The organism is Loktanella sp. 3ANDIMAR09 (assembly GCF_001420005.1).
Classification (GTDB): Bacteria; Pseudomonadota; Alphaproteobacteria; order Rhodobacterales; family Rhodobacteraceae; genus Loktanella.
The window spans coordinates 1-25,552 of record NZ_LJAK01000011.1 but is presented as its reverse complement, the minus strand read 5'-3'; the positions used below and the strand labels follow the sequence as shown (position 1 = coordinate 25,552).

Here is a 25,552-nt window from a genome sequence, read left to right as displayed (position 1 = left end):
AAGCGATAGATAAAATAGCAAAAGGGCCGCCCGGATCGGGCGGCCCTTTTTGTTGATGTCATTCTGCCGCTTCGGCGTAGGCCTCGAGCGGCGGGCAGGTGCACAACAGGTTGCGGTCGCCATAGACATTGTCGACCCGGTTGACCGGGGGCCAGTATTTGTCGACGCGGAATGCGCCGGGTGGAAAACACCCCTGTTCGCGGGTGTAGGGGCGGTCCCAATCGCCCACCAGATCCTCGACCGTGTGGGGCGCGTTTTTCAGCGGGTTATTGACCGCGTCCATCTCGCCGCTGGCGACCATGTCGATTTCCGCACGGATCGCTAGCATCGCATCGCAGAAACGGTCCAGCTCTGCCTTTGTTTCGCTTTCCGTGGGTTCGATCATCAGCGTGCCGGTCACGGGCCAGCTCATCGTGGGGGCGTGAAAGCCACAATCGACCAGACGTTTCGCGATATCGTCGACGGTGATCCCGTGTTCGGCAAAGGGCCGGGTGTCCAGAATGCACTCATGCGCCACGCGCCCGGATTTACCGCGGTAAAGCACGTCAAACGCCCCCGACAGCCGTTCGGCCATATAGTTGGCGTTCAGGATCGCGACCCGCGTGGCCTGCGTCAGACCCGCGCCGCCCATCATCAGGCAATAGGCCCAGGAAATCGGCAGCAGCGACGGCGACCCATAGGCGGCGGCGGCCACAGCGCCTTCTCCCGTGTTGGGATCGCCGGGCAGGTGGTCGATGAGGTGTTCCTTGACGCCGATGGGGCCCATGCCGGGGCCTCCGCCACCGTGGGGGATGCAGAACGTCTTGTGCAGGTTCAGGTGGCTGACATCGCCCCCCAGATCGCCGGGGCGGGACAGGCCGACCATGGCGTTCATGTTGGCACCGTCGATATAGACCTGACCACCGTGCGCATGGGTGATGTCGCAGACCTCTTTCACCGTTTCCTCGAACACGCCGTGGGTGCTGGGATAGGTGATCATGCAGCCCGCTAGGTTTTCGGCGTGCAATTCGGCCTTGGCCCGGAAATCATCCAGATCGATATCGCCGTTGTCTGCGGATTTGACCACGACGACCTTCCAGCCGACCATCTGGGCGCTGGCGGGGTTGGTGCCATGGGCGGACACGGGAATCAGGCAGACGTTGCGATGACCCTCGCCACGCGCCTTTTGCCAGCGGGCGATGGTCAGCAGGCCCGCATATTCCCCCTGCGCGCCGGAATTGGGTTGCATCGAAATCGCGGCATAGCCGGTGATATCGCACAGCTTTGCGCTGAGGTCCGCGATCATGTGGGTATAGCCCTGCGCCTGATCCTTGGGACAATAGGGATGCAGCAACGCGAATTCAGGCCATGAAATCGGCATCATTTCGGCGGCGGCGTTCAGTTTCATCGTGCAGGACCCCAGCGGGATCATCGCCCGGTCCAACGCCAGATCGCGGTCGGCCAACCGTCGCATGTAGCGCATCATTTCCGTTTCCGCGCGGTTCATGTGGAACACCGGATGCGTCAGATAGGGGGTCTGGCGGATCATCGCGTCCGGCATGCGGTATTCCGCGGTCAGGTCGGTGTCGCGATCCTGAATGCCAAAGGCGCGCCAGACCTGCCGGATCGTAGCCGGTCGGGAGCGTTCATCCATCGCAATGCCGACCTTGGTTTTGCCCACGCGGCGCAGGTTGATGCCCTCGTTGACGGCCGCTTGCATCACCCCGCGTTGCAGGGCACCGACCTCGACCGTGATGGTGTCGAAAAACGCGTCCGGCTCGACCTTGAAGCCTGCGTCTTCGAGCCCGCGCGCAAGGCGCACCGTCTTGCGGTGAATGCGCTGCGCGATGGCTTTGAGCCCTTCGGGACCGTGAAATACGGCGTAAAAGCCTGCCATGACCGCCAGCAGCGCCTGTGCCGTGCAGACATTCGACGTCGCCTTTTCGCGGCGGATATGCTGTTCGCGCGTTTGCAGCGACAAACGGTAGGCGCGGTTGCCATGGGCATCGACGCTGACGCCGACAATCCGCCCCGGCATGCTGCGTGCATAGGTCTGTTTTGTGGCCATGTAGGCCGCGTGTGGACCACCGTAACCGACAGGCACGCCAAAGCGTTGGGTCGATCCGACAGCGATATCCGCCCCCATCGCGCCGGGCTCTTTCAGCAGGCACAGCGCCAGCGGGTCTGCTGTCACGATGCCAATCGCGTTTTCCGCGTGCAGGGCCGTCATTTGCGCGGTGAAATCCCGCACTTGACCGTGGGTTCCGGGATACTGGAAAATCGCACCAAAAACCGCCGTCGCATCCAGCGCGTCGGGGTCACCGACAATTACATCGATCCCCAGCGGTTCGGCCCGCGTGCGGATCACGTTGATGTTCTGCGGATGACAGTTTTCATCGACGAAAAACGCGGTCGCCTTGGACTTGGCGATGCGCTGCGCCATCGTCATCGCCTCGGCGCAGGCCGTGGCCTCGTCCAGCAGGGATGCGTTTGCAATTTCCAGCCCTGTCAGGTCGCTGATCATGGTCTGGTAGTTCAGCAGCGCCTCCAGCCGGCCCTGAGAAATTTCAGGCTGGTAGGGCGTATAGGCCGTGTACCAGGCCGGGTTTTCGAGGATGTTGCGCTGGATCGCGGGCGGCGTGACCGTCCCGTAATACCCTTGGCCGATCAGGGACGTCAGCACGGTATTCTGTTTCGCGACCTGCTGCATGTGCCACAGCAACTCGCTTTCCGATTTGGGTTTGCCGAATTCCAGCGGTTCGGCCTGCCGGATACCCGCAGGCAGGGTTTCGTCGATCAGCGCATCCAGCGACGGCGCGCCGACGGTCTGCAACATGGCTTCCATCTCTTTGGGTGAGGGGCCGATGTGACGGCGGTTGGCAAAGTCATAGGGCAGGTAGTCCGTCGGCGTGTAGGTCATGAATTCATCCTATCCGATCAGTTTCTTGTAGTCGGCCTCGTCGAGGTATTCGTCCAGCTGGGACATGTCCTCGACCGCCATCTTGAAAAACCAGCCGTCGCCGATGGGATCATCGTTCACCAGGCCGGGGTTATCGTTCAGCGTGGTATTCACCTCGACGATTTCGCCCGACAGTGGGGCAAGGATATCTGACGCGGCCTTGACCGATTCAATCACGACAGCCTCGTCGTCCTTGACGACCACGGTGCCTTCGTCCGGCAGTTCGACAAACACGATATCGCCCAGCTGCGTGGCGGCATGTTCGGTGATGCCGACCACGACAAGGTCATCCTCGACGCGCAGCCATTCGTGTTCTTCGGTGAATTTCAACATGGGGTCTGGTCCTTTTCAGCGTTTGAAATTGGCGGGGATAAACGGCATCGCGGCCACGGTGACGGGCAGACGTTTGCCCCGCAGTTCCGCACATAGGGCCGTGCCGGGGGCGGCAAACCCCCGGTCGATCAGGGCCATGGCAACTGGCCGCTGAACCGTCGGCCCAAATCCGCCAGAGGTGATGCGCCCGATCGGTGTTTGCGCATCTGCGCAGGCAAAGATCTGCACACCCTCGCGCATGGGCGCACGGCCGTCAGGCAGCAGACCGACCCGCGCCATGGCCGGGGCGTCTGCCAGTTCGGCACCGATGATATCCGCACCAGGATAACCGCCGGCGCGCGCACCACCGGGGCGGCGGACCTTTTGGATCGCCCAGGTCAGGCCGGCGGCGACAGGCGTGGTGGTGTCGTCGATATCGTGCCCATACAGGCAAAGTCCTGCCTCCAGCCGCAGGCTGTCGCGGGCCCCCAGACCGATGGGTGCCACATCGGGCAGGTCCAGCAGCGCACGGGCAAGCGGTTCGGCCAGCGCATCGGGCACCGAAATTTCATAGCCGTCCTCGCCGGTATAGCCTGACCGTGACACCCAGCAGGTCACGCCCGCCAGTTCCATGTCGACCACGTCCATGAACCGCATGGTGCGGGCGGCGGAATTCAGCGTCGCCAAGGCATCCTCTGCCAGCGGTCCTTGCAGCGCCAGCAGGGCGCGGTCCGTCACCTCTGTCAGTGTTACGCCGTCCGGCAGATGCGCGCGGATATGGGCGATGTCGGCGGCCTTGCAGGCAGCGTTGACGACCATGAACACGCTGTCGCCGCGCCGTGCCAGCATCAGGTCGTCGCGGATGCCGCCAGCGTCGTTTGTCAGAAATCCATAGCGCTGACGCCCATCCGCAAGACCTGCGATATCAACGGGAATAAGCGATTCCAGCGCCTGTGCAACCGCCTCGAAAGATGGCCCCGTGACCACGCATTGGCCCATATGGCTGACGTCGAACAACCCTGCCTTGGTTCTTGTGTGCAGGTGTTCGGGCAGAACGCCCATATATTGTACGGGCAGGTCATAACCGGCAAAGCCGACGATCTTGCCCCCAAGGGCAACATGCAGATCAAAGAGCGGGGTCTTGCGGTTTTCGTCCAAAGCGGTCCTTTCGCCGTGGCGCGCACGGGCATCCTGGGCCGCGTCCGCGACCTGATGCCCCCTCTGTCCGTTTGCCTGAGATCGCTATCCCGTCGGCGGGCACGCAAGGTGCCACTCTCCAGAGTGTTAAGACCCCCGTGGTCCTGTGGCCTGAGCGTTTCCGGGGCGGTTGCGCCTTCGGCACCGGGTGTTACCGGTTCTCCCACACGAGTCGATAGAACGTTAGCCAGTTAGGCGGCAACCATCAAGCCATCGGCCTTGAGTTTTGCATGCGTCTCGTCCAGCGACTGCACGGCGCGGTCGGTGAACTGGTCGATCTCGGCCTTGGTGATGACCAGCGGCGGCGAAATCACCATGCGGTCGCCCACGTGGCGCATGACCAGATTGTTGGCAAAACAGCGTTCGCGGCAGATATATCCCGCCGTGCCCTCGTCGGATTTGAATTTCGCACGTGCTGCCTTGTCTGGTGTCATGCGGATTGATCCCATCAGGCCCACGATGCTGGCGTCACCGACCAGCGGGTGGTCGATCAGGCCTTCCCACTTTTCGCGCAGGTAGGGTGCTGCGACGTTCGCCACGTGATCGACGATCTTTTCATCCTCGAGGATGCGGATGTTTTCCAATGCCAGCGCCGCCGACAGCGGATGTGCGGCATAGGTATAGCCGTGGTTGAATTCGCCTGCGTCGTTGATCGTGTTCGCCACGTCGTCCGACAGCAGGGATGCACCGATGGGCGCGTAGCCCGATGACATGCCCTTGGCGATGGTCATGATGTCGGGGCGCAGGTCCAGCGTCTGGCTGCCGAACCATTTGCCGGTGCGGCCAAAGCCGGTGATGACCTCATCCGCGATCAGCAGCACGTTGTAATGCGCGCAGATGCGCTGGATTTCGGGCCAATATGTTGCGGGCGGCACGATGACACCGCCGGACCCCTGGATCGGTTCCGCGATGAACGCCGCTACGTTGTCCTCACCCAGCTCCAGGATCTTTTCCTCAAGCTGGCGGGCGCGGGCCAGGCCGAAATCGGCGGGGTCGCTGTCACCGCCCTGCATCCACCAGTCGGGCTGTTCGATGTGGGCCACGTCGGGGATCGGCATACCGCCCTGTGCGTGCATGAATTTCATGCCGCCCAGACTGCCTGATCCCATGGTCGATCCGTGATAGCCGTTCCAGCGCCCGATCACGACACGTTTGGACGGTTTGCCCTTGGCCGCCCAATAATGCCGCACCAGCCGCAGGTTGGTATCGTTTGCCTCTGACCCGGAATTGGCAAAATGCGCGTGGTTCAGATCGCCGGGCGCGATCTGGGCCAGCTTGGCCGCCAGTGTCACCGCAGGCACGTGTGTCGTCTGGAAAAACGTGTTGTAGAATGACAGTTGTTCGATCTGCCGCTTGGCGGCTTCGGCCATTTCGGGGCGGCCATAGCCGATGTTCACGCACCACAGCCCCGCCATCGCGTCCAGAATGCGATTGCCGTCGCTGTCTGTCAGCCAGACGCCCTTGGCCGCCGTGATGACGCGCGCGCCTTTCTTGTTCAGCGCGCTGCCGTCGGTGAAAGGATGCAGGTGATGTGCCGCATCCAGCGCCTGAAGCTCTTGGGTGGGCAAATGGTTTTCAAACATCGGGCGTCCTTTCATGGTCGGCGTCGGCGTCACGATTGCGCCCGGCGCATGGTATTGGCAAGCGGATTTAAACGATCGCCAGCCGGATCGCATAGGCGACAACTGTAAGGGCCGCCACCGAGGCGACCCAGATCGCGACAAACCATGCGACGCGTTTCCAGGCCGGGCTCTGTGCCATCAGTGATAGCCCTCTTCGGGGTCGATCTTGCCGCGAAACACCCAGTAGGCATAGGCCGTGTAGCCCAGGATGATCGGCACGAGGATGACCGTGCCGACCAGCGCGAACAGCAGACTGCTGTCAGGGGCGGCCGCCTCTCGGATGGTCAGGGCAGGGGGGACGATGTTGGGGTAAAAGCTGATCCCGATCCCGATGAACGCGAGCACGAAAATGGCTTCGGCGGCAAAGAACGGCGTCTTGTCCCGCCCGGTCGCCAGCCCGTGAAACAGCAGATAGATCGCGACGACCAAGGCGATGGGCACAGGCGAGGTATAAAGTGTGCCCGGCCAGTTGAACCAGCGGCCAAAGTATTCGGGGTCCTGAAATGGTGTCCAGACGCTGATGCCCGCTACGAATACAAGTGTGACGATGGCAAGCGGCTTGGCCAGATCACGCATGCGGTGACTGACGCCGCCGCTGGTTTTCATCACCAGCCAGGTCGCCCCCAACAGCGCATAGCCGCAGACCACGGCCACACCGGTGGCGATCGAAAATGGCGTCAGCCAGTCCCACCAGCCGCCGCCATAGGCGCGGCCGTCAACCTCGATCCCCTGGACCAACGCACCCAGGGCGATGCCCTGGCACAGGGCCGCGACGGCAGAACCGCCGCAGAACGCAGAGTCCCAGACCCTGCGCCAGCGCACGGTTTTCCACCGGTATTCAAAGGCGACACCCCGAAACACCAGCGCCAGCAACATGATGATGATGGGCATGTAGAGCGCAGGCATCACGATGGCATAGGCCAGCGGAAACACGGCAAACAGACCGCCACCGCCCAGTACCAGCCAGGTTTCGTTTCCGTCCCAGACGGGGGCGACGGAATTCATCATCACGTCCCGGTCGCGGTCCGTATGGGCAAAGGGAAACAGGATGCCCAACCCCAGATCGAAACCGTCAAGGATGACATAGACCAGAACCGCAAAGGCGATGATCCCCGCCCAGATGAACGACAGTTCAAAGATAACGTCAGGCATTGGTCATTCTCCCGGTGCGAGGTTGCCGCGGTCCAGCTGCTGGACCGGCGTGATCCCGGCGGTGCGGGTCGGGCCGTTGTCTTCGAGGTTCTTGGGCGCACCCACGCTTTTGCCCATCAGGCGCATGATGTAGAATGTGCCTGCCCCGAACACGAAGAAGTAGACCACGATGAATGCGATCAACGATGCCGCGACCGCGGGGGCCGCGATGGGTGACAGGCTCTCTGATGTGCGCATCACGCCGTAGACGGTAAAGGGCTGGCGACCGACCTCGGTGGTGATCCAGCCGGCGAGCACGGCGATGAAACCCGCAGGCCCCATCAGCACGGCCGTCCTGTGCAGCAGAGTCGAATCGTACAGCCGCTTGCGATAGCGCTGCACCCCGCCCCAGATACCCACGGCCAGCATGGCAAACCCGATGCCCACCATCACCCGAAAGCTGAAGAACACGATCGGCACGGGCGGTTCATCCGCGTCCGGAATTGTATCCAGACCGTCCAAGGGCGCATTCAGATCGTGTTTCAGGATCAGCGACGACAGCTTGGGTATCTCGACGGCATAGTCGATCCGCTTTTCCTCGGGGTTGGGAATGCCGAACAGGATCAGCGGTGCACCATCGGGGTGACTGTCATAATGGCCCTCCATCGCCATCACCTTTGCGGGTTGGTGTTCCAGCGTGTTGATGCCGTGGAAATCACCCGCCGCAATCTGAAGCGGCGTGACCAGCAGCGCCATCCACATCGCCATGGAAAACATCTTGCGTGCGGCAGCGTCGGTGCGGTCCTTGAGCAGATGCCATGCGCCCACGCCCGCCACCACGAAGGCGGTCGTCAGATATGCGGCCAGCACCATGTGCAGCAGGCGATAAGGGAACGACGGGTTGAACACGATTTCCAGCCAGTTTTCCGGCACGAACTGGCCCAGCTCGTTGATGCTGTAGCCAGCGGGCGTCTGCATCCAGCTGTTCACGCTCAGGATCCATGTGGCCGACATCAGCGTGCCAAACGCCACCATTGCCGTGGCAAACATATGAAGCCCGTTGCCAACGCGTTCACGCCCGAACAGCATGATGCCCAGGAAACCGGCCTCTAGGAAAAATGCCGACAGCACCTCGTAGGCCATCAATGGCCCAAGCACGGGGCCGGTCCGGTCCGAAAATACCGCCCAGTTCGTGCCGAACTGGTAGGACATGACAATGCCCGACACGACGCCCATGCCGAATGCGACGGCGAAAATCTTTTTCCAGTAGTCGAACAGCGCCCGGTAGGTCGGGTTCCCGGTCCTGAGCCAGAGCGCGTTCAGCACCGCGAGGAAACTGGCCAGACCGATCGAAAAGGCGGGAAAGATGATATGGAACGATACCGTGAATGCGAATTGCACCCGTGCGAGGATTTCTGCACTGAAACCTGACAGCATGATCTGTCCTTTCTGTTGGCAGCCGCAAGGAGGTCGCGGCCCATCCATGTCTGACGACGATCGGATCGTTCAATGCCAGCCATGTCTCAGGTATCGCTACACCCGCTTTTGTGCCGCTGGCAAGTTTAGCATTGCCTAAACGGGTCCGCCTCGGGATAGTTCCGGGCGATGACGCAGCGGACCCCGTGACCCTGCGTCGCACCAAAGGGAGGGAATGAAATGAAAACGACACGCAGGTCACTGATGACCGCCGCGAGCGCGCTGGCCTTTGCCGCGCTGACCGCAACATCCGCCGTGGCGCAGGAGGTCACGCTGAAAATGCATCAGATGCTGCCGCAGCAGGCCGCGATCCCGTCGCAAATGCTGGAGGTCTGGGCCAACAACGTCGAAGAACAGAGCAATGGCGCGATCAAGGTCGACCGCTATCCTGCCATGCAGCTGGGGGGCGTCCCGCCAGAACTGGTGGACCAGGTGCAGGATGGTGTGGCCGACGTGATCTGGACCGTCGTGGGCTATACGCCGGGCCGGTTCCCCGCCACCGAGGTGTTCGAGCTGCCGTTCTTTGTCGATGACGCCCGCGCTGCGACCTATGCCTATTGGACCATGTACGAAGAAAGCATGCGGGAAACCGATTTCCCGGACATGAAAATGCTGGCGACATTCGTGCACGGACCCGGCCTGTTCCACACCAAGGACCCCGTCGAAACACCCGCCGACCTCGAAGGTATGAAAATTCGCGGTGGTTCGCGTCTTGTGAACCAGATGCTGGAACTGGTCGGCGCCACCCCTGTCGGCATGCCGGTCCCCGGCGTGTCAGAGGCGCTGTCCAAGGGTGTGATCGACGGCACCACCCTGCCGTGGGAGGTCACGACCGCTGTGCGCAGCTCTGAACTGGTGTCCAACCACACCTCGTTCGAGGGGGCGGGCCTGTATACGCTGACGTTCATCGTGGCGATGAACCAAGGTGTCTATGATGGGCTGTCAGACGAGCTGAAGGCCGTGATCGATAGCAATTCCGGTCTGGATTTTTCCATGCTGGGTGCTGACGTCATGCTGGACTTTGACGCACGCGGCATGACCATCGCCGAGGATCTGGGCAACAACTTCATCGAAATCGATGCGGCCACGGTCGAGGCAGAATGGGTCCCTGCGGTGCAGCCGATCTATGAAAGCTGGGTCGCCGACATGAACGAACGCGGCTATGACGGTCAGGCCCTGATCGACCGCGCGCGGGCATTGATGGACGAATACAAGGCAACGAACTAAGTCAGCACGCTGACAATGCGACGGGCGGCCGCGACACAGCGGCCGCCACTTTTATCCGGGGGGGCGGTTTTGTACGGATTTTTCTATCGGCTTGCGCTGGTCATGGCGTGGATCGGCGGCCTGGTCCTGACAGGTATCGTCATCCTGATCTGCGTGTCCGTGCTGGGGCGCACATTGAACGGCATGTTGCACGGCGATGTTGCCCAGACCTTGATGCCTGCCTTTGCCGACTGGCTGATCGCCGCAGGTGTCGGTCCCGTGAACGGGGACTTTGAGCTGACCGAGGCGCTGGTCGCCTTTGCGATCTTTGCGTTTCTGCCGCTGTGCCAGATCACGGGCGGCCATGCCTCTGTCGATATCTTTACGCAGCGCATGTCACCGGGCGTCAACCGCGCCTTGCGGGTGGTGATCGACACGGTGTTCGCCGCCGTGATGGTGCTGCTTGCGGTTCAGCTATACGCCGGACTACTGAGCAAGCTATCCAGTGGGCAAACCACGTTTCTTTTGGAATTTCCGGTGTGGTGGGGCTACGCGCTGAGCCTCATCGGTGCTGTCATCGCAGCGATCGTATCGGTCTGGATCGCGGCCACCCGTGTGGCAGAGGTCGCAACCGGGCGTAGCATCCTGCCCGCCGACCTGGGAGCAGACCATTGAGCGATACCCTGATCGGCATTCTGTCGTTCCCGGCCCTACTGGGGCTGATTTTCCTGCGGGTTCCTATCGGATTGGCGATGTTTCTGGCCGGTTTGGTCGGGTTGGTGCTGGTCACCGGCGACACGACCATTCCCCTCGCGCGGTTGAAATCGGAAACCTACACGACCTTTGCCAGCTATTCGCTGTCGATCATTCCGATGTTCTTGCTGATGGGTCACTTTGCGACCCTCGGCGGCATGTCGCAGGCCTTGTTCAAGGCCGCAGAGGGCTGGCTGGGCCACCGCAAGGGCGGCGTCGCCATGGCCGCGGTCGGGGCCTGCGCGGGCTTCGGCGCGATCTGCGGATCGTCATTGGCGACGGCGGCCACCATGTCGCGTGTCGCGTTGCCTGAAATGCGCCGCTATGGCTATGCCGGTGGCTTTTCCACGGCGACGCTGGCCGCCGGTGGCACGCTGGGCATCCTGATCCCACCGTCGGTCGTGCTGGTGATCTATGCCATCCTGACCGAACAGAATATTGCCAAGCTGTTTCTGGCCGCCTTTATCCCCGGCATCATCGCGGCCTTGGGTTATGTCGCCGTCATCTCGATCTATGTCCGCCTGTATCCAGAGGCGGCGGGCACACGCCCGCGTGTCAATTACGGTGACCGGATGCGCGCATTGGCGGCGGTCTGGCCTGTTCTTTTGGTCTTTGGCCTTGTCGTCGGTGGCATCTATGCAGGCTGGTTTACCCCGACCGAAGGTGCTGCCGTGGGTGCCATGGGCACCGGGATCATCGCCTGGGTCAACGGTGGCCTGACATGGGCGACATTGGGCGAATCCTTTACCGTGACCGCGAAATCCACGGCGATGATCTTTTTCATCGTGCTGGGGGCTGCGTTCTACAACGGGTTTCTGGCCCTGACGCAGGTGCCGCAGGAAATCGCAGGCTGGGTCGTGGGGCAGGGGTTTTCGCCCTGGGTCGTGCTGGCGTTCATCCTGGTGTTCTACCTGTTGCTGGGCTGTCTGATGGACAGCCTGTCGATGATCCTGCTGACGATCCCGATCTTTTGGCCGGTCATGCAGGGCCTCGATTTCGGGTTCGTGTCCTTGATCGAGCTGCAAGGCAGCAAGCTGGCAGAACTGATCGCCAGCGGGGCAGAGGTCGCACCGGCCCTGCTGGCCGAGGCGCAGGCCAGTCTGGCACAGGGAATCGAGCTGACCCGCGACCAGCTGCGCGAACTGGGCATCCGGGGCGCGACCGAAGGCGCGCTGGACCGGATCAACACCGAACGTGTGGCGATCTGGTTCGGTATTCTGGTCCTGATCGTGGTCGAGGTCGGCCTGATCACACCGCCTGTCGGCATGAACCTGTTCATCATCAACGCGATGGACCGCGACACACCGATGAGCGAGACCTACCGCGCAGTGCTGTTTTTCGTCGCGTCCGACATCCTGCGGGTGATCGTGCTGGCGGCGTTCCCGATCATCACGCTGGTGCTGATTCCGTTCTAGGCGGGATCAGACCGGGCCGCGTCCCGCAAGGTCTGACCGACCTGCGTCAGGGCTGCCCCCAGCGCGGATGATTGCCGCCAGACCATGCCGACGGTGCGGCGCGGCTGCGATCCGGGGAAACGCGCGATGGACACAGGGGCCGAGGCCGTTTCGACGGCGACGGCCATGTCTGGGATCAGCGTCACGCCGATTCCCGATCCCACCATCTGCACCAGCGTCGACAGGGTCGACCCGTCCAGCATTTCCTTGGGCTGGGTGTCGGGTATCTGGCAAAAGGACAGCGCCTGATCGCGGAAACAATGGCCTTCTTCCAGCAACAACAGCCGCATTTCGCGCAGGGCCGCCGGCGAGGGAATCGGGCTGTCCGCATCGGCGCGGGGCCGCACCAACACGAACTCTTCCTCCAGCAGCGTCATTTCCGTCAGCGCGGGTTCCGAGATCGGCAATGCCACGATCGCGGCATCCAGACGGCCCGCGTCCAGATCGTCCAGCAGGGTCTGCGTGACGGATTCGCGCAACCGCAGATCCAGCCCTGGATGCGATTGCCCCAGTGCTGCGATGATACGCGGCAGCAGATAGGGTGCGATTGTTGGAATGATTCCCAGCCGCAATCGGGTCAGCGCCCCGCCTTGGGACAGTCGCGCCAGATCCGTCACCTCGTCCACGGCCCGCAGGATTTCGCGCGCGCGGGGGGCGAACACCTCTCCAAAGGGGGTCAGCCGGACCTGACGTGCGGACCGTTCGAACAGGGGTGTGCCCAGCGCATCTTCCAGCTCCTTGATCTGCATGGACAAGGCAGGCTGACTGATCGCCACCACGGCGGCGGCCCGTCCGAAATGGCCTTGCGCAGCAAGTGCCTCGAAATACCGAAGCTGTTTCAAGGTAAGCGATGGCATCAGGAAATCCTATCGAAGCGATTAGAAAATACAACTTCATCTAATCGCTTTGTCAGTCTAGAACAATTCCAGATTCCGATAGCAGAGGAGCTGATCATGGACGGCAATCCCAAGGGCGATATCCGCAACTGTCCCGTTGCAGGGCACGCCCGCCCGCATGCGCGCAACAATTCCCGTGGCAACCGTGACTGGTGGCCGAACCAGCTGAACCTGAAAATCCTGTCGCAGAACACGCCGCAGGTCAGCCCGATGGACCCAGATTTCAACTATGCCGAGGCATTCGAGGCGCTGGACAAGGACGCCTTGTGGAAGGACCTCGAGGCATTGATGACCGACAGCCAGGACTGGTGGCCTGCCGACTATGGCCACTATGGTCCGTTCTTTATCCGCATGGCATGGCACAGCGCCGGCACCTACCGTACCGCTGACGGTCGCGGCGGTTCCACATCCGGCAGCCAGCGTTTCGCGCCCCTGAACAGCTGGCCCGACAACGTGAACCTGGACAAGGCGCGCCGCCTGCTGTGGCCGATCAAGCAGAAATACGGTGACGCGATCAGCTGGGCCGACCTGATGATCCTGACCGGCAACGTCGCACTTGAAACCATGGGCTTCAAAACCTTTGGATTCGCCGGTGGCCGCGTGGATATCTGGGAACCCGAAGAGGACATCTATTGGGGGCAGGAGGACGAATGGCTTGCTCCGTCCGACAACCCGCTGAGCCGTTATTCCGGCGAGCGCGAGCTGGAAAACCCGCTGGCCGCCGTGCAGATGGGTCTGATCTACGTCAACCCCGAAGGCCCCGATGGCAATCCCGATCCGCAGGCCTCGGCCCACGACATCCGTGACACATTCGCCCGGATGGCGATGAACGACGAAGAAACCGTGGCACTGGTCGCGGGCGGTCACACCTTTGGTAAAACCCACGGTGCGGGTGATCCCACGCTGATCGGCGCAGAGCCAGAGGGTGCGGGCATCGCATCCCAAGGCTTTGGCTGGGCCAGCGGTTTCAATTCCGGCAAGGGCGTCGACACCATTTCGTCCGGGCTCGAGGGCGCATGGACGGCGACACCGATCACCTGGGACAACAGCTATTTCGACACGCTGCTGAACCACGAATGGGAACTGACGACGTCCCCCGCGGGTGCGAAACAGTGGACCCCCAAGGATGGTGCATTGGCAGGGACCGTGCCGGACGCACATGACCCGTCCAAGACCCACGCGCCGATGATGGCGACCTCTGACCTCGCGCTCAAGGTTGATCCGGTCTACCGCGAAATCTCGGAACGGTTCCACAAGAACCCCGACCAGTTCGCCGACGCCTTTGCCCGCGCCTGGTTCAAATTGTGCCACCGCGACATGGGCCCCAAGGACACATACCTTGGCCCCTGGGTGCCGCAAGAGGACCTGTTGTGGCAGGATCCGATTCCGGCGCGCGATCACGACCTGATCGACGATGCGGATATTGCCGACCTCAAAGCCAAGCTGCTGGACAGCGGGTTGAGTGTGTCCGATCTGGTCACGACCGCATGGGCCAGCGCATCCACCTTCCGCGGGTCCGACCGGCGCGGCGGTGCAAACGGTGCGCGCATCCGTTTGGCCCCGATGAACGGCTGGGACGTGAACGAGCCCGACACGCTGGGCGACCGGCTGGCCAAGCTGGAGGCGATCCAGACCGCGTTCAACGACGCCCAGACCGGCAACAAGCGCGTGTCACTGGCCGATATCATCGTGCTGGGCGGTGTGGCTGCCGTGGAAAAGGCCGCTCGCGATGGCGGTCAGGATCTCACAGTGCCGTTCACACCCGGTCGCATGGACGCCAGCCAGGATCAGACGGATGTCGAATCCGTCGATGTTCTGGAACCGCAGGCAGATGGTTTCCGGAACTACCTGCAAAAGGACTTTACCGCGACGCCGGGCGAGTTGTTGGTCGACAAGGCACAACTGCTGACGTTGACGGCACCCGAAATGACGGTGCTGGTGGGTGGTCTGCGCGTGTTGGGTGCCAACTACGGAAACGCGGAACACGGTGTGTTCACCGATCGTCCCGGCACGCTGAGCAATGACTTCTTTGTCAACCTGCTGAGCATGTCGAACGAATGGAAGGCCCTCGATGAATACGAAGGCACCTTCGAAGGTCGCGACCGCGCAACCGGTCAGGTGAAATGGACCGGCACGCAGGTTGACCTGCTGTTCGGCTCGAACAGCCAGCTGCGCGCATTGTCCGAAACCTATGCCTGCGACAACGCCCGTTTCGTCAAGGCATTTGCCCGCGCCTTTGCCAAGGTGATGGATCTGGACCGGTTCGACGTCTGATCGGCGCCAGATTGCGAACAAAAAACGCCGCCGGAGAAATCCGGCGGCGTATCGCGTTTCCGGCTCAGGCGATCACGTGCCAGGGTTCGGGGTATCGCACCTCTTGCAGATTGGTGCCCGGGCCGATCCGGTCGATCACGGCGAACAGGCCCGGTGCATGCAAGGGTGTCAGGACGCCGTGCCATGTGCCCTTGTGAAAATTGATGGCCTGTCCGGGGCCTGCCAGAAATGCCAATGGCTCGCCCGGTCGTCCCCCCGCGTCCGGGGCCACGATGACCAGCCAGGGGTTCTGGTGCATCGGAACAAAAGCCTGCGACCCCTCAGGGTGGCGTTCGACCAGATCAAAGACATAGGGCAGGCTGCGCGGCACGGCGTCAAAGATACTGATGCCGGCGCGACCATCTGCGAAATCCAATGTCGCACGGTCGTGGTAGCGACCGCATAGGTCAGCGTTGATCAGCTTGTCCGGTGCACCGGTGGCATCCAGCACATCCCCGAACGGGGCAAAGGCAGCGGCGGTCAGTGGCTGGGCCAGAAGTGTCTGTGTCATGGCCCATGGGTGATCATTGGTCGCGCAGCTGTCAACTGTCCCGTGCTTGCCCCGCATCCGTGCGGCGGGCAGACTGTCGCGATGACAATGGCTTTTGACAGGTTGGGCGCGGCGTGTTGATCGTCACCCATGACACGATCCGCAATCCGTCGGTGCTGAAGGTGCGGCAATTGCCGCGCAAGTTCTTTGGCCGCGCGACGGTCTGGCCGCGCGGCATGAGTCCGAGCCTGTTTTTGCGGATCATCGTGGAATTCCAGATTCTGCGGTATTTTCTGACGCTGACGCCGCTGGTCGTAGTGGCCTTGATCTGGAACGGAGCAGCCCTGCCGCTGTCACAGGCCCCGGTGCTGATGCTGATTCTGATCTGGTGGCTGGAAACCCGTGTCCTGCGCGTGCCGGCGTCGCGTCGCGCGCGCCTGATCGATCCGGCAGCGGCAGACCGTGGGCTGGATGCGCTGCGCGCACAGGCCCGTGCGGTCCTGACCCGGATCGCGGCCCATCGCGGGTTGAAACAGGGCGAATTGCATCTGGTGATCGAACAATCCGACCTGTGGACAGCGCCGCCGCTGACCTATGTTTCGGTGCAGTGGGGCAAGGGGCCAGAAGTGCTGTCGCTGACCCCGACCGAGATGCAGATCCTGCGCGACGGTCTGTTTCAGGGCGATCTGTCCGAACGCAGGTTGCAACGCATCAACCAAAGCCAGAACCAGTTCCTGCGCGACATCACCTTTGACGCGCGGGGCGTCTCGGCCCATGCACGACTGGCGGCGGCACTAGGCTGACAAATCGACCAACTGCCCAAAGGGCGGCCTCAGATCGTCCGGCTGCGGCACGGCCCAGAACACTTTCAGACCCTTGGGCGCAGGCCCCGTCGGGCCGTCGAGGTCCGTCAGGATCACCAATGCTGTGGCGCCATCCGTTTGCGCCGTCGCGATGGCAGGCTGAAAGTCCGTGCCACCGCCGCGCGGCAGATCGGGAAGGGGGACAGTCTGTGTCGCAGGGTCGATCCGGGTGACCGAATGGACTGCCGCGTCAAAGATGATCAGCCTGACCTCGGCCCGCAGGCGACGGGTGATGCCCAGCACCTCTGCCCAGAACACCGCCAGCCGCGCATCATCGATGCTACCAGAGGCATCGACGGCGACCGCGATACGCGGCACGTCGGTAAATGGCCTGTGGCCCGCCTGAAACCCCGGCTGCCGTGTCGCATCGGCCCGCGCTTGTGCGGTGCCCGCGATCCAGCGCCGGGTGGGGCGCATCGGGCTGGTCTGGGGGGCGACCGTGATGGCGGTCGTCAGCAGGCGGCGCAGGACGATTTCCCAAGGGGTGCGCGGTGCGGGGATATCCGCGATGCGGTGACCGATCAGCCCAAGACCACGGCCCGCCGCACGGCCCGCCTGCAAGGCCCGTGCCATGTGCTGTGCCCATGCGGCCGCCTGTTCGCGGTCCCCGCCGTGCTGGTCGTCTGCAGCGTCGCCGGGCTGGATGTCCCCTGCAAAGGTCTGTTGTCTGGCATAGGCGCGGGCGTGATCCGCGGCACGTTTGTCACCGCCGGCCCCCATGATCGTGAAATAGAGCCGGTCGCTGTCCCAATCGGCCAGGGCCTGTGGTCCGCTGACCTCTTGGCCGATGCTGTCCAGAAGGCCGGTCAGCGTGACGGCGGGCCGCGGCAGCGCATGATCCGATTGCAACAGCGCCTCGTTCACCAGCGCATCGGCGCAGAGCTGCCAGAGTTGCGCATCAAAGGTATCGCCAAGCCTGCGTTTGAGATCAGCCAGCCGAGCAGAGTGGCGCAAGGCCACATGCAGGATATGGTGTGCGGCCAGCCCCATCTGTTCGGGGCGCGACAGTGCGGCAAAATCCGGTCCGTAGGTGATGGTCCTGCCAGCGGTTGCCGTCGCATCGCCGTCGCGGTGGTCGCACCACAGCGACAAGGCGGCCAGCGCCGGGTCGGCCTCGGCCAATGCGGTCAGGGCGGCGGTTGCGCGGCTGGAATGGCGGTTCATGATGCGTCGCGGCGTGCGAGATAGTCCGCATAGGGTGCGGAATCGCGGAATGCCTCTTGCCAGCCGTGGGCCAGCGCGCGGTCAATCAACAGCTCGAATCCATAGGTCGTCAGTTCGCGTGTCGGCAGCGTCGCAAAATGTTCATCCCGCGTGGCCAGGTCCATGATCCCTGCCATGACCGCGATCACGGCAGGCATGTTGTCCCGGTCTGCCAAGGCAATGAGCGCATAGGTCAGTGCCGTCAGACCGTGCAGGCTGCGCGGGTAGAGGTCCGCGCGTTCGGCCGCTGTCGCCGCGATCATGGCCTCGGCCTGCACCGTGCTGGCAATGTCGCGCGCGATCAGGGTGAATTCGGCGGCCACCGCGTCGCCCACCGTGCCTGCGATCAGCGTGTCGCGCAGGGATGCGTCATCAATGGCATGCAGCAGGGTGCTGACCCGCGCCCAACTGCGCGGCGTCGCCGCGATCATCGCCCCCCGGCGCAGGCAATCCTCGGTCGTGTCCAGCAGATCCGGGCGCGTGCGGATAAAGGCGATGACGCTGGGATGCAGTCCGCGCGGCACGGCATAGCGCGTGATCCAGTCACCGGCCTCGGCCCGCAAGGACAGATGGATCAGCCGGTCGGACAGGGCCGTGCCCATGTCATAGGCGATGGCACCATCCTCGACGGCATTGCCTGCGGCCACGATGAACGTGCTGTCCGGCAGGGCGAACTGACCGACGCGCCGTTCCTGTAGCAGGCCATAAACGGTGGGTTGCAGCGCGGGGGCGGCGGCGGTGAGTTCGTCCAGAAACAGGATCGCCTGGCGATCAGGGTCGCTGGGCAGGTCCTGGGGCGGATACCAGACGGTGCGCCTGCTGTCGTGGTCATAGAACGGAAGGCCGCGCAGGTCGGCGGGTTCGATCGTGGTCAGTCGCAGGTCGAACAACCGGCTACCTGTCTCTGCCGCAAGCTGGGTCACGATCTCGGTCTTGCCGATACCGGGGCGACCGTGCAGCATCCAGCTTGCGGTCATCTGTCCTGCGATTTGCGCGGCAAAGCCCGCGCGCAGCGCGTCCAGTGCCTGACCGGCGGAAATTGTCTGCGTATTGATCGACATGGCGCGTCCTCCTGGCCGACAACATAGGGCGCGGGGGCCTAGCGGGCGAGGACCAGTTCCGCGCGCAAACCGCCCAGGCTGTCCGATTCCGTGAGGCGCAACACGCCACCGTGACTGCGGGCGATGTCCGACACGATGGCAAGGCCCAGACCCACGCCAGTGCCGGTATCCTGATTGCGGGCAGGGTCGAGCCGGGTAAACGGGCGCACGGCCTCTTCGCGGCGATCGACTGGGATACCGGGGCCATCGTCATCGACGACAAAGCGGACCGCGCGGTCGGTCACATAGACCGAGATTTCGGCGCGGCTGCCGTAGCGCAGCGCGTTGTTGCACAGGTTGTCCAGCGCCCGGCGGATCGCCACCTCGCGCAGGGGGACGGGGGCATCCGGTCCCGACAGCGTGCCCAGAAACAGCTGCGCCCGTGTGCGCTGGAAATCGCCGTGAATGTCGCGCACCAGTTGCTGCGGTGACACACGGATCAGTGCATCGCCATGATCGGACCGGGCAAAATCGAGAAAGGCATCAAGCTGGCGCTGCATGTCGTCGACATCCTGCAGCAGCGGTGCGGCGTCGTCCTCGTCCAGCAGGGACAGGCCCAGCCGCAAGCGCGTCAGCGGCGTGCGCAGATCGTGGCTGACGCCCGACAACATCATGGTGCGTGACTGGATCTGCCGTTCCAGACGGTTGCGCATGTCGAGAAAGGCCATGCCTGCGGCCCGGACTTCGGTCGCACCAGAAGGGTGGTAGTGGGTGATCCGGCCCTTGCCATAGTCGGTGGCGGCCACGGCCATCCGCTGGATCGGGCGCAGTTGGTTGCGCAGAAAGATAAAGGAGATCGCAGTCAGGATGACCCCCAGTACCACCATGATCACCAACAGCTGATGGGGGTTGGACGCGGACACGCGCCTGCGGTTGACCTCGATTTGCATTGGGCCGTGGCGCGTGTTGATCCAGATCCGGACGAAATCCTTGTCGATCATCGAGATCGCGTCGATCTGCGGGATGCGGAATCGCAGGCGGGCTGCGACCGCGTCGGCGGTGAAATCGCTCCATGTGCGGGCGCGGGTCTGGCCGGGAATTGCGGCAGGCCAGCTGACGGCCAGTTGCAACGGATCAGCGATATCCGCCACCCTTGACCGGGCGGTATCGGCGTCCGCGGCCTGATTGGCTGTTTCGATCAGGAATTGCAGTTCGATGCTGACCGCGTCCGTCATCTGTTCGGTGACACCGTCGAAATGACGGTTGATGAACAGGATCGACACTCCCAGCTGAAGCAGCAGGATCGGCAGGATCAGGATCAGCAGCGCGCGGGTATAAAGACCGCGCGGCAGATAGGGTTTGAGCCATGCGAGGAACATGGCATTAACACTAGCGACGCGAAAGCACGGGGGAAAGCGATGAAAGAGTTCGATCCGATACCGGGCGAAGCCGTCCGGCTGGGCCCCGGCCTGCGGCGTGTTCTGGCCCCCAATCCGTCACCCATGACCTATCGCGGGACAAATACTTATCTGCTGGGTGACGCGAGCCTCGTAGTGGTCGATCCCGGCCCGGATGACGCGGCGCATCTGGCGGCATTGATGGATGCCATCGGGGCCGCACAGGTCAGCCATATCCTTGTGACCCACGCGCATCTGGATCATTCGCCGCTGGCCGCACGTCTGGCCGCCCGAACGGGTGCACCTGTGCTGGCTTATGGTCCCAGCGACGCAGGGCGCAGTGCCGTGATGCAGGATTTGGTCGCGCAAGGCTATGCCGGTGGTGGCGAAGGCGTCGATACGCATTTTACGCCCGACATGACGGTCGGCGATGGTGCCGTGATCGACACACCGGCAGGCGCTGTTCATGTCCTGCACACGCCGGGGCATATGGGCAACCATATCTGCCTCAAGTGGAGTGAGGCCGTTTTTTCCGGCGATCTGGTGATGGAATGGGCAACATCGCTGGTGTCGCCGCCCGATGGCGACGTCAGCGATTTTATTGCGTCCTGCCGGCGGTTGCGGGCATGGGGCGGCGCGACCCTGTATCCGGGACATGGGGCACCGGTTGACGATCCTGCGGCCCGGATCGACTGGTTGATCGCGCACCGTATGGAACGTCGCGCGGCCGTGCTGGGTGTCTTGTCCCACACGCCGACAGGGATTTCGCAGATCACCGCCGCTGTCTATCGCGACGTGGACGAAGCGTTGTGGCCGATCGCGGCCCGCAACGTATTCGCGCAGTTGATTGAACTGGTCACGACAGGCGAGGCGGTCGCGCGTCCGGCCCTGTCGTTCGAGGCGGCATTCAGCCGGATATGAAAAGCCCCGGCGCTGGGCCGGGGCTGATGCCGTGTTCAGGTGGTGGGGCAGACAGCGCCAGTGTCGATCCAGGCCTGCGTCAGATCACCAAAGATCGCCTGCGTGCCCGGTGCCGGTTCGCGGCCAACGCCCGGGTCCCAGCCCCAACCCACAAGGCCGTCCTCGGCGTTGTGTTCGTGCAGGCCAGCCAGATCAAGGTTGCCGTTGCGGGCGGGGTCCTTGATCTGTTCGCAGATTTCGGTGGCGGATTTGCCGACCCAGCCCATTTCGATGGGGGCCAGATGCCACGGCACGTGACCGGGAATTGATCCATCACCGCTGGTATAGGTGACGTTTTCCGCCCCGTGACAGGTGCTGCACCGCATGCCCGGCGCGCCCATGCCACCCACGCCGCGTACGACGGGGGGCTGGTGCGGCTGCATGTCATCGCCCTGCAACGGCACATCGCCAACCGGGTGGCAGTTCAGGCATCGCGGATGTTCGATCACGACCATCAGCTCGTTGAACAGGGCGACGGACCGTTCGGATTCGTCAGCAATATCTGCAAATTCGTCGACGGTCCGCAGGCCGTTGACGGTTTCGGCGCCGACCGGGGCCGCCCATGCAAAAGCAGCGATCAGGCCAAGACGGGTGAGGGTTTTCATCATGGCTTACGCTCCGACGGATTTGGAAAAGGGCAGGGTGGTGACGTTTTCGCCCTTGAGCGCGCGCCATGCGTTCGCAAGTGCCGGGCCGATGGGCGGGGTGCCGGGTTCGCCCACACCCGTCGGATCGACCTCTGATGCGATGATGTCGACCATGACATTGGGCATCTCGTTGATGCGCAGCACGCGGTAGGTGTCGAAATTGCTTTGTTCGACCATGCCGCCTTCGGCCAGTGACAGTTCGTCATGCAGGATCGACGACAAACCGAACCCGATTCCGCCCTCGATCTGGGCGCGGATCACGTTGGGCGTCACGGCCACGCCGCAATCCACGGCGCACCAGACATTCGTCACCTTGGGAAAGCCGTCAACGTCTTCGACTTCGACGATCTGGGCGGTGTAGGTGCTGAAACTTTCGTGCAGCGCGACGCCGTATCCCTTGCCGTTCTTGACCTTTTGGCCGTCCCAGCCAGCCATTTCGGCAACGCGTTCCAGCACGGCCCGGTCACGGGCCATGTCGGGGCGCAGCAGGTCAAGGCGACCCTGCACCGGGTCCTTGCCGCCCAGTTCCAGCAGATGATCCAGGAACACTTCGGTCGCGTAGGCCGTATGCGTATGGCCCACGGACCGCCACCAGAGCACGGAAACCGGGCTTTCTGCGCGAACCCAATCGACCTGCATGTCGGTCAGGGCGTAAGGCATTTTCACGGCACCCTCATAGGATGTCGGGTCCAGCCCGTCCTGCATCATCGCCTCCATCGGGGTGCCTGCCATGATGGACTGGTTCACGACCGTGTTGTGCCATGCGGTGATGTTGCCGTCGGCGTCCAGACCACCGCGCAGGTGGTGCACGGTCATCGGGCGGTAATAGCCGCCGTGCAGGTCGTCCTCGCGCGTCCAGACCAGTTTCCAGGCCCCGTCACGGCCCGCAGCGGCGGCAATCGCGCCGATTTCCGCACCGATATGGGCGCTGGGCTGTGCGCGGCGACCGAACGAGCCGCCGGCCAGCATCGTGACCATTGCCACCTTTGCGGGGTCCATTCCCAGCGCACCGGCCACCGACTGGTTGTCGAAACCGGGAAACTGCCAGCCGCCCCAGGCGGTGGCGCTGCCGTCCTTGACCTCGACCACCGCATCGAGCGGTTCCAGCGGCGCATGGGCAAGATAGGGAAAGCGGAATTCCATCTCGACCGTCTGCGCTGCGTTTTCGAGGGCTGCGGCAACGTCGCCCGCAGATTCTGCCGTCTTGGCGGTATCGCTGCCGACCATGGCGGCGAAATCGTCCATCATCTGCGCAGAGCTGCGTGTTTCGGCGGCAGAGGTGTCCCAATCGACGGACAGCATGGACCGCCCCTTGATCGCGGCTGCGGTCGATGTGGCATAGACCGCGACGCCCTGCGGAATCTGGCGCACGGCGGTCACGCCGGGGACGGCGACCGCCTCGGTGTCGTCATAGCTGGCAACGGTCCCGCCCAGCATGGGCGGGTGCGCGACGACGACCGTTTCCATCCCGTCCAGATTGAGGTCCATCGTGAACATCGCACTGCCATTGGATTTCGACGGTGAATCGAGGCGCGGCAGGTCGGTGCCAATATAGACGAATTCGGAGGCGGGTTTCAGCGGCGGATCCTCTGGCGGGGTCATCTCGGCCGCCTTGGCGGCCATCGGGCCAAAGGTCGAGGTTTTGTCACCGTGGGCGATCACGCCCTTGGAGACGGTAATTTCGGACGCATCGACGCCCCATTCGGCGGCGGCAGCCTGCACCAGCATGGCACGGGCGGCGGCACCGGCCTTGCGCATCTGGGTATAGCTGTTGGCCAGACCTGTGGAACCGCCAGTGCCTTGCAGGCCGAAATAGAGGTTCTTGTATTTCTCGTTGTCCAGGGGGGCGGCCTCGGCACGCATCTGTGCCCAGTCTGCGTCCAGATCCTCGGCCACGAGGGTTGCAAGGCCGGTGTAGGCACCCTGACCGATTTCAATGTGTTTGATCATGACGGTGACGGTATCGTCAGCCGCCACACGGATGAACGCATTGGGGGCAAAGCTGCCGCTGCCGTCAGCGGCAAAGGCATTGGCGGCACCCGATTGCGCGCGGCCTTTCATCGGCAGGGCGACCGCAATGGTCAGACCCGCGGCAGAGGCCAGAAACTGGCGGCGATTCTGATGAGTCATGTTCAGGTCTCCAACGCTTTGGCGGCATCTTTGATGCCTTGGCGGATGCGGACATAGGTGGCGCAGCGGCAGATGTTGCCGGCCATCGCGTTGTCGATGTCCTCGTCGGTGGGGTTGGGAATTTCATACAGCAGGGCAGAGGCGCTGACGACCTGACCGGATTGGCACCAGCCACATTGCGGCACGTCCAGTTTCGCCCATGCGGCTTGAACGGCTTCGGCTTCTGGTGTGTCCAGACCCTCGATGGTGGTGATGTTCGCGCCTTCGAGGGTGGATACCGGCGTGACACAGGACCGGCGCGTGGTGCCGTCCAGCATGACGGTGCAGGCCCCGCATTGTGCGACGCCGCAGCCGAATTTCGTGCCTGTCAGTTTCAGCTCGTCCCGCAGGACCCACAGCAGTGGCGTATCGCCCGGCACATCGACCGTGCGTTCTTCTCCATTAACAGTAAATGTGGTCATGCGATCTGTCCTCTCTCGCCAAGGGTTTGGACCAAGAGCTAATGCGACAGTGTCCAAAGTCCACGCAGGACCCCGCGGAAGGTCTATCGCAGGACGAAATCGCCGATGACGGGATAATGGTCCGATGGCCAGCGCCGGTCGAACTTGCGCCGCAAAACCTGTGGTTCCCCGATCAGGCTGACAGGGCCAGAGGTGGCAATATGGTCAATCGCCCCGAACAGGTTGATGCCGTTGTTCAGGTGATAGGTCGATCCCGGCACGGGGGCAAAGGTAAAGCCTGCATCCTTGAAGATCTGCGCCGTCCTGAAACTGCGCAATGCGTTCAGGTCGCCCGCCAGAACGACGCGTTCCCCTGCCGCAAGCCGGGGGGCCATCCGGTCGACGGTCAGCTCTGCCGACAACAGCCGGTTCGACCCGGAACTGAACTCGAAATGGACGTTGTATATAGTAAGGGTCTTGCCATCGTTGCGGTCACGTAGCTGAACCCAGCTGGCAAAGGCCGGAAAGCTGCCGTTGAAGGTCCGCGAATAGATCACGTCCGGTGTATCCGAAAAGAAGAACCACCCCTGGTCCAGCATCTCGAATCGCGCCGTGCGGTAAAAGATGGGCTGGGTCGATGGAAACACCGCGGAATCACCATTGGCTCCCGCCGCATAGCCGGGGTTGTTTTCCAGCAGCCAATCACGGTGCAGGTTGATGTTGTCGGTATCGCCGCGCCCAAAGCTTTCCATTTCCTGAAAGGCGACGATGTCGGCGTCGAGCGCCTTGAAGGCCTGATCTGCCGATTCCTTGCGATCTTCCCAGTCACCGACTGACCAGGCCCCGGTTGCCTGGTCCAATACGATGTAATGGACGTTGTGGGTCGCGATCCGCACGCTGCCGTCCGGTGGTGGTGTGATCTGCGACGTGGATTCGCCGCAAGCGAACAGGGCTGTCAGTGCAATGAGGCTGAGGATGAGGCGCATCTTGGGGCTCCGATGGGATGTAGGTCAGGCTGATGGCCTGCGACTTGATGTTTTGACGACCGTAACCACTAGATTTTGGGCAGTCTGAACTTTTTTCC

At 62.9% G+C, this 25,552-nt stretch carries 22 protein-coding genes and 1 riboswitch; of the genes, 6 read left to right on the top strand and 16 right to left on the bottom strand.

Translation table 11 applies throughout. The features are described from left to right. Nucleotides 1-58 precede the first annotated feature (58 nt). The 7 genes from gcvP to AN189_RS14575 form a co-directional block, all read right to left on the bottom strand. Complete coding sequence (gcvP, locus tag AN189_RS14600) at nucleotides 59-2,899, bottom strand: aminomethyl-transferring glycine dehydrogenase (RefSeq protein WP_056037346.1); 2,841 nt, start codon at nucleotides 2,897-2,899, stop codon at nucleotides 59-61. A gap of 9 nt (nucleotides 2,900-2,908) precedes the next feature. Then, complete coding sequence (gene gcvH / locus AN189_RS14595; protein ID WP_056037542.1) at nucleotides 2,909-3,268, bottom strand: glycine cleavage system protein GcvH; 360 nt, start codon at nucleotides 3,266-3,268, stop codon at nucleotides 2,909-2,911. 18 nt (nucleotides 3,269-3,286) lie between these two features. Next, nucleotides 3,287-4,408: a glycine cleavage system aminomethyltransferase GcvT gene (gene gcvT / locus AN189_RS14590; RefSeq protein ID WP_056037341.1), complete on the bottom strand. Its 1,122-nt coding sequence runs from the start codon at nucleotides 4,406-4,408 to the stop codon at nucleotides 3,287-3,289. Between the two features lie 128 nt (nucleotides 4,409-4,536). Then, nucleotides 4,537-4,623: riboswitch (glycine riboswitch) on the bottom strand. Nucleotides 4,624-4,638: 15 nt separating this feature from the next. Next, nucleotides 4,639-6,030, bottom strand: a complete 1,392-nt coding sequence (locus tag AN189_RS14585) for an aspartate aminotransferase family protein (RefSeq protein ID WP_056037338.1) — start codon at nucleotides 6,028-6,030, stop codon at nucleotides 4,639-4,641. 67 nt (nucleotides 6,031-6,097) lie between these two features. Beyond that, complete coding sequence (locus AN189_RS18870) at nucleotides 6,098-6,208, bottom strand: DUF2474 family protein (protein ID WP_083484436.1); 111 nt, start codon at nucleotides 6,206-6,208, stop codon at nucleotides 6,098-6,100. Then, nucleotides 6,208-7,221, bottom strand: a complete 1,014-nt coding sequence (gene cydB, locus AN189_RS14580; protein WP_083484435.1) for a cytochrome d ubiquinol oxidase subunit II — start codon at nucleotides 7,219-7,221, stop codon at nucleotides 6,208-6,210. The genes AN189_RS18870 and cydB overlap by 1 nt, the downstream gene beginning before the upstream one ends. A 3-nt stretch (nucleotides 7,222-7,224) precedes the next feature. Next, a complete protein-coding gene (locus tag AN189_RS14575) occupies nucleotides 7,225-8,637 on the bottom strand; it encodes a cytochrome ubiquinol oxidase subunit I (protein WP_056037334.1) in 1,413 nt (470 codons plus the stop codon). 219 nt (nucleotides 8,638-8,856) lie between these two features. On the opposite strand from AN189_RS14575, the gene AN189_RS14570 reads away from it, so the two are divergent. From AN189_RS14570 to AN189_RS14560, 3 genes are all read left to right on the top strand, one after another. Further along, complete coding sequence (locus AN189_RS14570) at nucleotides 8,857-9,903, top strand: TRAP transporter substrate-binding protein (protein WP_056037331.1); 1,047 nt, start codon at nucleotides 8,857-8,859, stop codon at nucleotides 9,901-9,903. A gap of 69 nt (nucleotides 9,904-9,972) precedes the next feature. Further along, nucleotides 9,973-10,557, top strand: a complete 585-nt coding sequence (locus AN189_RS14565; protein WP_253279634.1) for a TRAP transporter small permease — start codon at nucleotides 9,973-9,975, stop codon at nucleotides 10,555-10,557. Beyond that, nucleotides 10,554-12,050 (top strand): TRAP transporter large permease, encoded by a 1,497-nt coding sequence (locus tag AN189_RS14560; RefSeq protein WP_056037328.1) that lies wholly within the window; start codon nucleotides 10,554-10,556, stop codon nucleotides 12,048-12,050. The genes AN189_RS14565 and AN189_RS14560 overlap by 4 nt, the downstream gene beginning before the upstream one ends. Here the strand turns inward: AN189_RS14560 and AN189_RS14555 are convergent. Further along, nucleotides 12,047-12,946: a hydrogen peroxide-inducible genes activator gene (locus AN189_RS14555; RefSeq protein WP_056037325.1), complete on the bottom strand. Its 900-nt coding sequence runs from the start codon at nucleotides 12,944-12,946 to the stop codon at nucleotides 12,047-12,049. The genes AN189_RS14560 and AN189_RS14555 overlap by 4 nt on opposite strands. 96 nt (nucleotides 12,947-13,042) lie before the next feature. Between AN189_RS14555 and katG the strand changes: the two genes are divergently transcribed. Further along, a complete protein-coding gene (gene katG / locus AN189_RS14550) occupies nucleotides 13,043-15,259 on the top strand; it encodes a catalase/peroxidase HPI (protein ID WP_056037321.1) in 2,217 nt (738 codons plus the stop codon). A gap of 64 nt (nucleotides 15,260-15,323) precedes the next feature. Here katG and AN189_RS14545 read toward each other — a convergent pair whose 3' ends face one another. After that, nucleotides 15,324-15,809: an ureidoglycolate lyase gene (locus tag AN189_RS14545; RefSeq protein ID WP_056037533.1), complete on the bottom strand. Its 486-nt coding sequence runs from the start codon at nucleotides 15,807-15,809 to the stop codon at nucleotides 15,324-15,326. A 113-nt stretch (nucleotides 15,810-15,922) separates the two neighbouring features. On the opposite strand from AN189_RS14545, the gene AN189_RS14540 reads away from it, so the two are divergent. Next, a complete protein-coding gene (locus tag AN189_RS14540) occupies nucleotides 15,923-16,591 on the top strand; it encodes a hypothetical protein (RefSeq protein ID WP_056037318.1) in 669 nt (222 codons plus the stop codon). On the opposite strand, the gene AN189_RS14535 is transcribed toward AN189_RS14540, so the two are convergent. The 3 genes from AN189_RS14535 to AN189_RS14525 are packed head-to-tail and all read right to left on the bottom strand — an operon-like array spanning nucleotide 16,583 to nucleotide 20,273. Next, a complete protein-coding gene (locus AN189_RS14535) occupies nucleotides 16,583-17,815 on the bottom strand; it encodes a VWA-like domain-containing protein (RefSeq protein ID WP_056037316.1) in 1,233 nt (410 codons plus the stop codon). The two genes, AN189_RS14540 and AN189_RS14535, sit on opposite strands and share 9 nt — an antisense overlap. Further along, nucleotides 17,812-18,915 carry an AAA family ATPase gene (locus AN189_RS14530; RefSeq protein WP_056037313.1) on the bottom strand — a complete coding sequence of 368 codons (1,104 nt, stop codon included), beginning with the start codon at nucleotides 18,913-18,915 and terminating at the stop codon, nucleotides 17,812-17,814. Before AN189_RS14530 ends, AN189_RS14535 begins: the two co-directional genes overlap by 4 nt. Nucleotides 18,916-18,953: 38 nt before the next feature. Further along, nucleotides 18,954-20,273, bottom strand: a complete 1,320-nt coding sequence (locus AN189_RS14525) for an ATP-binding protein (protein WP_056037310.1) — start codon at nucleotides 20,271-20,273, stop codon at nucleotides 18,954-18,956. Between the two features lie 39 nt (nucleotides 20,274-20,312). On the opposite strand from AN189_RS14525, the gene AN189_RS14520 reads away from it, so the two are divergent. Beyond that, on the top strand, nucleotides 20,313-21,212 hold the full coding sequence (locus AN189_RS14520; RefSeq protein ID WP_056037307.1) for an MBL fold metallo-hydrolase: 900 nt from the start codon (nucleotides 20,313-20,315) through the stop codon (nucleotides 21,210-21,212). 35 nt (nucleotides 21,213-21,247) lie between these two features. Here the strand turns inward: AN189_RS14520 and AN189_RS14515 are convergent, their stop codons facing one another. The 4 genes from AN189_RS14515 to AN189_RS14500 all read right to left on the bottom strand — a co-directional run bounded on the left by AN189_RS14515 (nucleotide 21,248) and on the right by AN189_RS14500 (nucleotide 25,454). Continuing rightward, nucleotides 21,248-21,856 (bottom strand): Isoquinoline 1-oxidoreductase subunit, encoded by a 609-nt coding sequence (locus tag AN189_RS14515; RefSeq protein ID WP_157057512.1) that lies wholly within the window; start codon nucleotides 21,854-21,856, stop codon nucleotides 21,248-21,250. A 6-nt stretch (nucleotides 21,857-21,862) separates the two neighbouring features. Continuing rightward, entirely contained in the window at nucleotides 21,863-24,028 is a 2,166-nt protein-coding gene (locus tag AN189_RS14510; protein WP_056037301.1) for a xanthine dehydrogenase family protein molybdopterin-binding subunit, read from the bottom strand. A gap of 2 nt (nucleotides 24,029-24,030) precedes the next feature. Beyond that, nucleotides 24,031-24,489: a (2Fe-2S)-binding protein gene (locus tag AN189_RS14505; protein WP_056037298.1), complete on the bottom strand. Its 459-nt coding sequence runs from the start codon at nucleotides 24,487-24,489 to the stop codon at nucleotides 24,031-24,033. A gap of 83 nt (nucleotides 24,490-24,572) precedes the next feature. Next, the gene (locus AN189_RS14500) at nucleotides 24,573-25,454 is read right to left on the bottom strand and encodes an endonuclease/exonuclease/phosphatase family protein (RefSeq protein WP_056037295.1); all 882 of its coding nucleotides are present in this window, start codon (nucleotides 25,452-25,454) and stop codon (nucleotides 24,573-24,575) included. Between the last annotated feature and the right edge of the window lie 98 nt (nucleotides 25,455-25,552).

Excerpts from the sequence above, each read along its gene's own strand:
- AN189_RS14570 (WP_056037331.1), top strand. The coding sequence starts at position 8,857 with ATGAAAACGACACGCAGGTCACTGATGACCGCCGCGAGCGCGCTGGCC.
- AN189_RS14520 (WP_056037307.1), top strand. The coding sequence starts at position 20,313 with ATGAAAGAGTTCGATCCGATACCGGGCGAAGCCGTCCGGCTGGGCCCC.
- AN189_RS14535 (WP_056037316.1), bottom strand. The coding sequence starts at position 17,815 with ATGAACCGCCATTCCAGCCGCGCAACCGCCGCCCTGACCGCATTGGCC.
- AN189_RS14525 (WP_056037310.1), bottom strand. The coding sequence starts at position 20,273 with ATGTTCCTCGCATGGCTCAAACCCTATCTGCCGCGCGGTCTTTATACC.
- AN189_RS14530 (WP_056037313.1), bottom strand. The coding sequence starts at position 18,915 with ATGTCGATCAATACGCAGACAATTTCCGCCGGTCAGGCACTGGACGCG.
- AN189_RS14505 (WP_056037298.1), bottom strand. The coding sequence starts at position 24,489 with ATGACCACATTTACTGTTAATGGAGAAGAACGCACGGTCGATGTGCCG.
- AN189_RS14585 (WP_056037338.1), bottom strand. The coding sequence starts at position 6,030 with ATGTTTGAAAACCATTTGCCCACCCAAGAGCTTCAGGCGCTGGATGCG.
- AN189_RS18870 (WP_083484436.1), bottom strand. The coding sequence starts at position 6,208 with ATGGCACAGAGCCCGGCCTGGAAACGCGTCGCATGGTTTGTCGCGATC.
- AN189_RS14515 (WP_157057512.1), bottom strand. The coding sequence starts at position 21,856 with ATGAAAACCCTCACCCGTCTTGGCCTGATCGCTGCTTTTGCATGGGCG.
- AN189_RS14575 (WP_056037334.1), bottom strand. The coding sequence starts at position 8,637 with ATGCTGTCAGGTTTCAGTGCAGAAATCCTCGCACGGGTGCAATTCGCA.
- katG (WP_056037321.1), top strand. The coding sequence starts at position 13,043 with ATGGACGGCAATCCCAAGGGCGATATCCGCAACTGTCCCGTTGCAGGG.
- gcvP (WP_056037346.1), bottom strand. The coding sequence starts at position 2,899 with ATGACCTACACGCCGACGGACTACCTGCCCTATGACTTTGCCAACCGC.
- AN189_RS14500 (WP_056037295.1), bottom strand. The coding sequence starts at position 25,454 with ATGCGCCTCATCCTCAGCCTCATTGCACTGACAGCCCTGTTCGCTTGC.
- AN189_RS14555 (WP_056037325.1), bottom strand. The coding sequence starts at position 12,946 with ATGCCATCGCTTACCTTGAAACAGCTTCGGTATTTCGAGGCACTTGCT.
- cydB (WP_083484435.1), bottom strand. The coding sequence starts at position 7,221 with ATGCCTGACGTTATCTTTGAACTGTCGTTCATCTGGGCGGGGATCATC.
- AN189_RS14510 (WP_056037301.1), bottom strand. The coding sequence starts at position 24,028 with ATGACTCATCAGAATCGCCGCCAGTTTCTGGCCTCTGCCGCGGGTCTG.
- AN189_RS14545 (WP_056037533.1), bottom strand. The coding sequence starts at position 15,809 with ATGACACAGACACTTCTGGCCCAGCCACTGACCGCCGCTGCCTTTGCC.